General features: G+C 40.8%; 7 protein-coding genes and 1 pseudogene. All 8 read right to left on the bottom strand.

The window, feature by feature from the left end; all coding sequences use genetic code 11:
- Window positions 1–388: 388 nt before the first annotated feature.
- The 8 genes and pseudogenes from KL866_RS14750 to KL866_RS14725 all read right to left on the bottom strand — a co-directional run bounded on the left by KL866_RS14750 (window position 389) and on the right by KL866_RS14725 (window position 10,523).
- A complete protein-coding gene (locus KL866_RS14750; protein ID WP_214995724.1) occupies window positions 389–2,605 on the bottom strand; it encodes a DEAD/DEAH box helicase in 2,217 nt (738 codons plus the stop codon).
- The gene (locus KL866_RS20355; protein WP_251140084.1) at window positions 2,602–2,742 is read right to left on the bottom strand and encodes a hypothetical protein; all 141 of its coding nucleotides are present in this window, start codon (window positions 2,740–2,742) and stop codon (window positions 2,602–2,604) included. Before KL866_RS20355 ends, KL866_RS14750 begins: the two co-directional genes overlap by 4 nt.
- A 3-nt stretch (window positions 2,743–2,745) precedes the next feature.
- Window positions 2,746–2,796 (bottom strand): annotated as a pseudogene (locus tag KL866_RS20660) (hypothetical protein); the annotation flags it as partial.
- A gap of 17 nt (window positions 2,797–2,813) precedes the next feature.
- Window positions 2,814–3,908: an ATP-binding protein gene (locus tag KL866_RS14745; protein WP_251140083.1), complete on the bottom strand. Its 1,095-nt coding sequence runs from the start codon at window positions 3,906–3,908 to the stop codon at window positions 2,814–2,816.
- 2 nt (window positions 3,909–3,910) lie between these two features.
- Window positions 3,911–6,505 (bottom strand): TerB N-terminal domain-containing protein, encoded by a 2,595-nt coding sequence (locus KL866_RS14740; protein ID WP_214995722.1) that lies wholly within the window; start codon window positions 6,503–6,505, stop codon window positions 3,911–3,913.
- Between the two features lie 151 nt (window positions 6,506–6,656).
- Complete coding sequence (locus tag KL866_RS14735; RefSeq protein WP_214995720.1) at window positions 6,657–8,117, bottom strand: TnsD family Tn7-like transposition protein; 1,461 nt, start codon at window positions 8,115–8,117, stop codon at window positions 6,657–6,659.
- A gap of 7 nt (window positions 8,118–8,124) precedes the next feature.
- Complete coding sequence (locus tag KL866_RS14730) at window positions 8,125–9,093, bottom strand: TniQ family protein (protein WP_214995719.1); 969 nt, start codon at window positions 9,091–9,093, stop codon at window positions 8,125–8,127.
- On the bottom strand, window positions 9,090–10,523 hold the full coding sequence (locus KL866_RS14725) for an ATP-binding protein (RefSeq protein WP_214995717.1): 1,434 nt from the start codon (window positions 10,521–10,523) through the stop codon (window positions 9,090–9,092). Before KL866_RS14725 ends, KL866_RS14730 begins: the two co-directional genes overlap by 4 nt.
- Window positions 10,524–10,526: the final 3 nt, after the last annotated feature.

The following is a 10,526-nucleotide window of genomic DNA, read 5'->3' as shown; positions in this document are numbered from 1 at the left end:
GTCAAGTATTTAATGTTATTGATACTTTAGAATGAACTTATATTGATTTAACCCTTCCAGTTTTTGACAAGAAATAAAGCCACTTTTACTACTTCCAAGAAGCGCTCCTATCTTTAATATAAAAATGGTATAAAAACACAAAAAAGGCGAACCAACAGGTTCGCCTTTCAAATCAATAAGGCTCTAGCAACAGCGCTGCTAAACCAACTGATAACGTGTAATTAAGTTTGTGACTGATAAGATTGATTTCAAAATTCAATTTTATAACGAATTCCTAATGAAATTTGTGACTATCTTGCAGTCTATTCTTTAAATTTCCGGCATCAGATTAAATTAAGTTTGTGACTAACTATCCAACGCGAATTTATTTAGCAATAGGTGGATCGCCCTACTCATAATTTTTCCAGCGTAAACCTTGTAGCAAAGCTTTTGTTCTTATCTTAGCGCTTTCAATATCGAAGGCTCTCGCGGCATACCCAGTTATAAGTAAATTTTCCGGTAGATACTCATCAAATTTATCGATCGCCTTTTCAGGAATTGACTTAGCTAACTGGTCCGCAGATATTGTGCCATCAGTCTGGAAACTCTTAAGTGCATCGATTACATCTTGCGCATCGGCCTTTTCAATTTCGATGATTCCTGCAAATGCTCCAGCAGCAAAACCCTTGCTGATCAGTACAGCAACGATAGTGTTTACAATTTTATCGCCAGCCCACGTGAGGATCACCGTTCTATTACCTTGCTGAATAAAATTAGTTTTTGCAAGGTTAGCTGTTTGGAAAAATTTAGCCGCTTCCTGAAACAATGACTGTGCAGTTTCATCCGCAAACTCTATTCGGTGTTCGCCAACCTTTATTTTGTAGTCGCCCTCACACAGTATTTTAAACATTTCTTGTCGAACCACATCATGAATCGCCATTCCAGCGCCGCCAAATTTAGGTGGCTGGCCTCCTTTAGCGCGGTTGACTAATATTACCTTTTTTTCCACATCAACCAATTCAACCACCCACCTTCTTCCAGCAAAAACGATATGTTGACCTTCTAATATCAAGCTATCTACAGGAAGTGTTCCTAGCGTTTTGCTGCCTGAAACAATTCTAAATTCTTCAGGTGTTTTAAATACGGCGTAAAAGCTATAATGATTCGTTATTTTTTCGCCAGCATGCCCTAAAACTAGCTCTCCACTACCTAACTGAGTAATTAATTCCGTATTGCCCATATGGGACAATAAGCATTTAAAATGAGCGACGGTAACATGCTGGAACGGGCCGTCCTTACACAGCAAACTATATATTTGGTCAGCTCTTATTCCTCCCCACTGGGCGGTTAATGCTAATATTTGATGCAGAAGTGTCGAGAAATGCAATAATGAGGAGTCAGCCGGTTCATACCACTTACTAGCAACTAATAGTCTGACCATCGCTAATGACTGAACTAGCTCCAGACGTAACTTATCTACAATACTGGATTGCTCTGTCAGTTCGTTCTCGGTAATCAGCATCCTTAGAATACTTGCACCACCGCGTCTTCCTGACCGCCCCATTCTTTGCCTCAAACTAGCTATCGAATGAGGCGCTGTAACTTGCACAACTGAGTTAACTTTCCCAATATCAATACCAAGCTCCAAGGTCATGGTACAAATTGCAGTAGTTGGGAGCCTTTCCTGCTGTAGCCGAGCTTCTAATGTTTCTCTCATTTCCTTTGAAAGGGAACCATGATGAGGAAAAAACTCATTTGGTACAGCGTTACTCTCACACATATCGGCTAATACTGCTGCAAGGATTTCAGTACGACTTCTGCTATTCGCAAAGACTAGATGGTTACCACCTCGGCAAAGTTCGTATAAATCATTACAGACAAGCTGCTCAGCTCGCACGGCATCACCTACTGCTGTATTAGCCTCAATGTAGCCCTTGACCTGCATTTTTAGCGAAGCCGAAGATTGGGTTTGCTTAATTATTTTGCATGGTAATGATTTATTTGGCCTAAGAGAGAGAGGTACGGTCTCTAATTCACCAAGAGTGGCACTTAATGCAGTTCTGGGTATAGGAGTTTTTAGGCGACCAAGCAAATGCTCTAATCGGTGAAGTAAACTCAACAAATGATGACCACGTTCAGTCCCTATGAATGCGTGAAATTCGTCAATTACAATATGTTTTAAATTTTGAAAAGCAGATTTAACCCAACCACTATCCCGTATTAATAGTGACTCTAATGACTCAGGTGTTATTAAAACAATTCCTGAGGGATTTCGTTTAAGCTTTGATTTGCGACCTTGAGCACTATCACCGTGCCAAGGCGTAACTTGAAGATCTAGTAAATCTGCTAGACCTTCAAGTCTTCTATCTTGATCGTTTATTAGTGCTTTCAAGGGACTTATATATAAGATCCCAACGCCCTGCTTATTATCTACAATAGTACTTATCGCAGGTAAAAAAAACGCTTCCGTTTTGCCTGCTGCTGTAGAAGCACTAATGAGCACATCAGTGCAACCGGTCAAGATAGGATCAATCGCTAGGCATTGAATTTCTCGTAGGCGATCCCAGCCCTGCTTAAAAATCCACTGCTGTACACGAAAATCCAGCTTCTCGTGTGCATCTATCATAATTTGAAATCAGCTAGTCCATCTTCTTCTGATTCGATATCAAGCTCAACATCCGATGGTTTTTCTTCCACAATATCAACTTTCGAAATCAAGCTATCCCACGAAATACTTGGGTTTTGATCTATTACTGCGAGCATATCTAAAAAAGCTTTTATGGTATTTCTTGGAGTTCTGAAATAAGCATCACCAATTGTTTTACTGCAATGTACTAAAAATGCCTTAAGGGATTCATCAGGCCTAAATACTGTGTTTCATCGCCAGACGCATAAACATGTCTCAGATTTTTCAGAAGAATAAATAACTCTTCAGGCGTCAAGCTAGCTAAATGTAGCGCAGGCGAAGAATAATCAATAACACCAGCTTGTTTTGCAAATGTATTACCAGCTAGGCGTGATTGCAGTGCTTCATAACTATATAAGCCTTTTCTTGGGTCAAGTAAGAACTCAGGTGTTCCCCCGAGTAAAAAGCCCAGATACTCCGCAGATCCCTGCAAACAGTCATTTAATATTCTTAAGATCTGTTCATAGTTCGACACTCGCGCTTGAGTACTATTGAGTTTGTATAAATTTACCATTTCATCGAGGTTAACCAATAAACCCTCGTAGCCTGCTTGCCTCACGAATAGGCTCATTAGCTTTAAAGAATCATAAAACGATGCATCAGAAATAATACTCCTAATCCCAAGATCTTTGCGTGCATCGGTCTTAGTTGCATATTCGGCTCTCAACCATTTTACTGCATTGTTTTTTAGCGTCTCATTGTCTGTTTCATGTCCAGTCCAGTAAGCTTCAATCACTTTAGAGAAGTCGTATCCTCCCACTAGCTCTGACAATGAAGATAACCTTCCTTGAATTACAGTTGTGATATCTTTACCGTTATTATCAGCTTCTTTTCGCGCTTCAGTAATGAACTTTTCTACTACGCTCGTTAAAGCATTACCGTCAGGCTTATTACGAGTGGACATATTCCGCATGAGCTCAGAGTATAAATTCCTGGCTTGTCCAGATGATGCATGAATACGTCTATCCGGAGATAAATCAGCATTCACAGTTACCAGTTTTCGCTCCAAAGCTATAGCCCTGACAACACTTAAAAAGAAAGTTTTACCGGAACCATATTCACCAATAATTAAACGAAAAGCTGAGCCACCTTCAGTAACCCGATCTATATCCGCAATCAGAGCTTTTAACTCGTTGCCTCTGCCGACCTGTATGTGCTGTATTCCTACTTTTGGCGTAACACCGGATTTAAGCGACTGAATAATAGCATCTCGCTCTTTAGCTCTAATTTTTTTGGCTGCCATTGCTATAACTCCCTTATTTCTCCAACTATTTCTTCATCGATGTATATTTCGCTATCATCTTCAATCACTGGCGCATCGACTAAATCAAACGCCCAATCATTAATGGTTTCGATTGCACCATCAATCATAAGATTAAGATCACCGCATATTCTAGCCACTTCATTACGGCTCCATTGTGCTTGAGTACATAGCTTTTCATAAAGCTGGCTATGAGCTTGATCTAATCCATTAATATCATTTGAAGATTCAGCAAGTTCTAAACTTTCACTTTCATCATCTTCTTCAGAGGTAAATATCTCCTCTAGCATACTTTTCGCCTCTGTCGTTTGACTCTCATGAAGCGCTAAGATAGCTTCATCAATGGAAAATTCGGATGAATTTTCGCGTCCGGAAACTGATTGATGATTACTCGTAGTTAGTTGGTGTATATCACTCGATACAGTATCTTTGTCCAACCCTAAATTCGTATAGAGTTTCTCGATCTGTTTTACTTCTTTGTTATCAACATTGCCATCAGCGAGTGCTATAGAAATAATAAACCGCTTAACAAACTCGATCTCCTTTGTACCCAGGCTACTAAGTCGATTTTTCAAACCTGTATTGTCGGAAGGTGTTGCTAAGCGCCATGTCAAATATGCTTGTAAAGAGCGCTTTTCTGTATCTGTTAGCTTTTCATCATGCGCAATAAGCTTCTGTAACTCAGTGCTTTCTGATTCATCAACAAAACCATCTATACTGGCAACCATCGCCCCTAACCGAAGAGCCACACCGACTTGGTTAAATGTATGACTGGGAATAAAACCGTTTTCATGACCTGGTGTAAACAACACGATTTTCCCATCTAACTTAAGTTTCGCGTGGTGATACCTTAAATCAGGGGCAATCCCAACATTCGCAAAGTTTGCCAGACTACAAATCAATTCACTTTCTTTTTTGTTAATGGCTTTTGGTTTCGGTAATCCTGTTTGTAACCAAAACTCAGCAACATCTGTCACCCCCTCATTTTCAGAAATGATTGTCTGCGCCCAAGCTTTAAATGATTCGACTAGTGGGGATGGCTGACTATTCGCGATGGCACCAGGAAGTAACATTAATGCTGCTAAGTCATCTTTAGTTGTATCAGCTTTACCTAAATATCGACTGTAACTAGCCAATTCTTCAGTAGCTTTATCTGCAAGTGGTATGAGCTTGTTGACCGGTCCCTTTAGAATGCTAGGATCGGGTAAACTCTCCAAATGAATTTTAACCGAAGGTATACCACCACTGGCAGCATGATACTCTGCATTTAATTTAGTCTTGTTAGGTTTAACAGGCATTCCTTCAGGAAATTTCTGTTTAAAATAAACCTTAAATAGGGAGTCAAATTCAACATCGCACCGTCTTGCTGCGGTTCTTAAACTGTATTGTTCTGTATTTTTAATCCATTCAAGCGCTAATCCTTCATCAACTTTTTCTGTTGAAACAACTTGCTCTGCTAAACGTAATTTGAAAAGTAATGAGTGTCGTGTTTTAGGCAGCTTATGTTTTTCACTTTCAAATAGGTCAGGTTTAACCAAATACATTAATTCAAGGAAGTTTGCAGAGTAACCAGCAAATGAGCGGTTAAACCCAAAGACCCTATTAAGTCGAAGAACTTCCTCAAAAATATGCTCAAAATGAATAACTTCAGTATTTGTATCTTTACTATTCTCCAGGAAAAACCTTTCAAAGCCATAAAAATATAAAAAAACAAACCCAATAGGGGTATTTTCTGCACTTCTATCTGAAGCTAACCAGTCAAGGTACGACCATCTGCATTCCCGTGAAAGTGAATCATAGCTGGGCCAGTAACCTAGCGAATCATCAGTGTAAAAATTTGTCGGGGGAATTAATGGCTTTGCGGCAGGTAAGGAACCATTTACTAACGCAGGCTCTTGCATATAACCACGCATTGATTCCATGCGTTCCCCAACATACAGAAAACCTCTTAGCGTACGACCGAGTACCTTAACCTCCTGGTACTTACCAATCCACGTCCCCTTTTTTCCTACTTTGACTAAATCGCTTTGGGGGTTTGAGCTTTCAAAAATATTAAACGAGGCGAGACCATCATCGGAGGAAGATGAACTAGATGCATGCTCAACTCTTGAAGTAGAGTATTGGGATTGACTATCAAGTCGAGAAGCCAAACTTTCCAAAGCCTTTTTAGGGGTAGCTGGAATTTTAGAAGTTTCTATAGGGCCCGAGTTGCTTCTAGTTATTTCCTTGTCTCTTGCTGTGTTTTCCCTGTCATTGCGCCCGGTCAAGTCGGTATTGACTCTGTTCTCAAGACTGGATTTAGCTATATCATCAATAATATTTTGAGTACTTTCTTTTTCAGCTTCGACGATACAGTCAACATCTCTTTTTTCTTCGAGATCTACACCCATTTCTTTACCAGAAACGGGGATCCTCACTACAACTTCACTTTCGTTAATTACCGATTTATTGCTTCCTTTTTTTTCCCCAATTATTTTCTTATTGTATCTAGCATCAGGTTTTATTTTTTTCGTTTCTTTTTTGGGCTTAACTATTAGCCAAATAACAAATATAACGACAATAATGTAAACAACTTCCATGTAGAAAACCTTTAAAATTGGCTACCATAACGTATGGTTTATGATGTTAAAGAAACATCGAATTCTTACTATAACTTAAACTAACTGATTTGACTTAATGACGCCATACTTGAGATAAGCTTTCAGAACTGCGAACCAAGCCCTAACTAGCTTAACAAAAAGTTTTGCGGGGCCAGTAACAATAAGCTCGTCTAGTAGGCAATCTGGCGTATAGCCACTCTTTGTCGTGCTTGTACAGCCAAGCATAAGTTCCGCCAACTAACGCTTTGAGTTCATTTCGCGTGAGCCGATTATTCTCTAAAGACTTTATGGCCATAATGAGATGTGCCCTGGCAAATGCTTTTTTCCGTCGATAACGCAATTTTTCACGCTTTAGTTTTAATTCCGGATGCTGAGTCAATAGCTGCTCGACCGCCCCAACAGAACACGTCATCGCTTTAGCAATAGTCTGAGTAGACTTTCCCTCAGCAAGCGCTTGAACAATTTTCAACCTCTCGCAGGCAAACAACTTACTTTCTCGTCTGTCGACATAGTATTTATTAGCCAACGCCAATTGCTTAACTTTTATTACGCTCAAACCACTTACACGACTTGCTGCACGCAAGCTACTTCCTCCTTCTAGCGCAGCCAACGCCTTTTTTTCCTTCCTCAAACTTGATTGCGTTTGCTGATTATCGCTTTCTTTCTCCGTTGTTAATTGCGGCCTTGAGTAGTTCAAACAAGTACCAACAGAATCAAAAAGAAAGCCAATCATGAGAAGATGTTTTAGCGGATGGAAGGAATTGTCACTGTGATAAAACAACGTTTGAGGAAATGCAGTGCCGTTTCCCAACGAAAAAATTTGTTTTACTAAGGGCTCTTTAGATATTGGTTGCCAGTAAGCGCGTAAAGCACGACTTAATAATCGCTGCTTTATGTGGTGACGTCCAGTTGCCATTCCAATTTCCTGCAGTCGCGCAACATAAAGCTGGGCCATGGGTTCACCATGTACGAACCCAATTGGCTCACTTAATAATACTGAACTCATTATCGCCAGTTTATGAGCAACGTGATTCGCTTTATGGCTGGTGATTCCACACTCAAATTGTGGCGGCTTTACAAGTACGCCTCTTTGTCTTTTAACTCGATGTAGATGCAGACTATGATGATTACAAACACTGACGCCAGGTAATTGATGCTCAATATGCCAATAGGCTATTCCCATTTCTTGAATATCCTTTTTGGCACACTCTGGACAATAATTTAACGTTGGGGAGTCAATCACTCTTCCCGCTACCAGCGATAACTTACTGTAACTGGACGACGTATCGCCGACGCTTATATCAATAAGTATGTTTTTAAATGTTTCCGGCCTACAAAAGTGACGGTAGTAAGGGATGAGCGTGTGTTGGTTTATAAGCGATTCAATTGTCATTCCTGAAAACGCACACAGTTCAGGTAAAAAACTGGGCAAGCTTGCATCCCATTGTTTACTTGATGAACCAATTAACACAGTTGCAGCTTCATCGATGTTAGGAACAGGTATCGCCTCCAACCAGCGAGCTACCCAGCTATAGACCGTTTCTTTTGGCAGAATCTCTGGACAAAAATCTCTGACATTCCATGTCATCATATTCTCCTTACTGTTCAGTGAGCATACAGGTTAATTGATGTTCGAGTCCGAGGTGCCTAAGCATAAGTAATAGACTTATAGGCGGTACAGATGTCCCCCTGTAAGCAACCCAAATGATATTTAATAGCTTTTGGGTCGCGCCTCTTAGCCTCGATGGCTCTTCTCGAAAATACAAAGAAAGCAGTTCGTCATCCAGGCTGTCAGTGAATTCGAGTCGTAAACGACTCAGTTTCTTTCGCAAAGCCAGGCTATAAATTGAAGGTAATGTGTGAAACCCAAGTTTGTCGTGTATCCACGACAAAAACTTCTCTCGCGTAATCTCCGACTTTTCCCTCTGAAGCGCATAACTCACCGATTCAAGCCAGCGTACAGTGCCTGTTAGCGGTATACATTGCCCTTTAAGTTCAGTCTGGCAGACGGGGCATTGGCTATCGTCTGGTGGTAACCAATGGGTATCAAATGATGTAAATCTGAAGCCACAGCTTTCACAACCTGCCAGTAAAACTTCGCCATGACGATAACAATGCAGCATCGTCGGAATTTGATGATAAGTATGCCAATACGGTCCACCGAACTGGCTTACATCATCTGAAACACATTGAGAGCACCATCGCCAATGGTGAGCATGCCGTAGATGTTTTTGTAAACCTGGTTGGATTTTTATATCGAGGTGATTCAGCAATAATTGTTCATCTGCAATTGCTCGCTCCTTAGTAAGAAAAAACGGATAGTAATAATTCAACAATGAGTGCTGACTCAGTAATTGCTGGGGGCTCAAGGTATGCCGGTATATCTGTGCGATCTCACTATAAAGCGGACGCCAGGCCGCCATTGGCGAGAGGGTCGATATATTTTGAAAATACGGACTACAGGTTCTCCGAAATTCATTCAACCCGGTATGATTAAACCAACGTACCAAACCGCTTATTAGGTGCTCATTAGGCAACAGATATGGCAGTGAAGGTGAACTAATCATTTTTGCTTATCCTTCAGAAAAGCTGACTCAATCAGTCCTATTCCTTCCTGCGGAGCATCATCAAACTTTAGTACTTTCGGCTGAGGAGACAATTGTGTCCGTTTGGCTTTCTCTAACGCTTGCACTTCGGCATTTGAATAAACGGCCTTCTTTACATCATTGTCTCGTACTTTTGACTCGTATGTTGCCGCGTTTCCTGCACGAAGGGCAACCAACGCAGGTTCAATTAAATGAAACTGATTCTTAAAGACTTTATTGAGCAGCTCCACATCGAATGACGTCGTATATTTATGACGATTTTCAGGCTGCTGAAGGATATTTACTAGCGTCTCATGAAACTGATGAGCAAGGCGTGTCATGATCGCAGGCAAACCGCATGACAACTTGTGAAACTGCTTGGTGAACACATCACGCTGTTCCGTGTCATCGTTGAGAATGATTCCTGGAGGAAATAAAGCATCAAATAACCGTTCAAACGATTTTGACTCTAGAGGATAGGGACTCAGGCGAAACTCTCTGTCATTGAGCATTCGCCTTACAATAGTAATGTCGTGTCCCAACCGATGATCATCTGCTTTGAGGGTATTAAAAATTTCCACACCTCGAGTAGTCGAACTTAGTAGTAGTGGAATACTTATTTTATTGAACAATGCCTCTAAGACTTGAAGTGATGGACTATCTTTAACTTTATGATAACCAAGCATAAATTGCAGTTCATCAATATGTACCAACCCAACACAGTGTTGCATCGCGATGTTTTGCATCACCGCCATCAGCTTATCTACCGAATACTTTCCATTGCCATCTACCCACTGCTTGGCATAACTTTCTTCGAAGTCATTTTCCAACGCTTTATCAACCGCTCTAATAAAGTTATTAACCATTGCTTTTGGTGAACCATTCGGCGGTAAATCAAATGACAACCAGACAATCTGCTTCTTTGTGAAATGTTTCCCTCGATAGCTATTATGTTGAATAGTTTGCGGTATTTGCTTCAAAGTCCGACGTATCACCGTCGTCTTCCCCGTCCCCGACTCACCGTGGACTAATGCGCTGGGCGCTGTATATGTACTTTCGCTACTAAACCCATAGTATTTTCCTGCACGCATCGCCGCAGCAATCTTGTCGCCAAGCCCACGCATTTGCGCAGAAAATGGATTTCGTTTTACATAGCCAAATAAAATCAGGCTCATTATTTTGTTATAGAGAAAGTAGGTCTGCGACGCGGGAATATGTATCTCTGTCAACTGGCGTAGCTGTGTCGTTTGATAAAATAGTGGTAATTCCCAGAAATTAGCCATGACATCCGCATTGACGGTAAGTTTTTCCAATAAAGTCGATGTATAAAGCTCAACTCTCAATGCTTCCGATAGCGGATTATTGTTCAAGTTGATATCAAGGTGTGGAGCGTATTGTGCGTCTTCAATCATCGT

This window comes from Alteromonas sp. ALT199 (assembly GCF_018619335.1).
GTDB lineage: Bacteria > Pseudomonadota > Gammaproteobacteria > Enterobacterales > Alteromonadaceae > Alteromonas.
This window is presented reverse-complemented; position numbering and strand designations above follow the sequence as displayed.

Bases quoted from the DNA above. Each gene is read 5' to 3' on its own strand.
- KL866_RS14750 (WP_214995724.1), bottom strand. From the start codon at position 2,605: ATGATAGATGCACACGAGAAGCTGGATTTTCGTGTACAGCAGTGGATT.
- KL866_RS20355 (WP_251140084.1), bottom strand. From the start codon at position 2,742: ATGCTCGCAGTAATAGATCAAAACCCAAGTATTTCGTGGGATAGCTTG.
- KL866_RS14745 (WP_251140083.1), bottom strand. From the start codon at position 3,908: ATGGCAGCCAAAAAAATTAGAGCTAAAGAGCGAGATGCTATTATTCAG.
- KL866_RS14740 (WP_214995722.1), bottom strand. From the start codon at position 6,505: ATGGAAGTTGTTTACATTATTGTCGTTATATTTGTTATTTGGCTAATA.
- KL866_RS14735 (WP_214995720.1), bottom strand. From the start codon at position 8,117: ATGATGACATGGAATGTCAGAGATTTTTGTCCAGAGATTCTGCCAAAA.
- KL866_RS14730 (WP_214995719.1), bottom strand. From the start codon at position 9,093: ATGATTAGTTCACCTTCACTGCCATATCTGTTGCCTAATGAGCACCTA.
- KL866_RS14725 (WP_214995717.1), bottom strand. From the start codon at position 10,523: ATGATTGAAGACGCACAATACGCTCCACACCTTGATATCAACTTGAAC.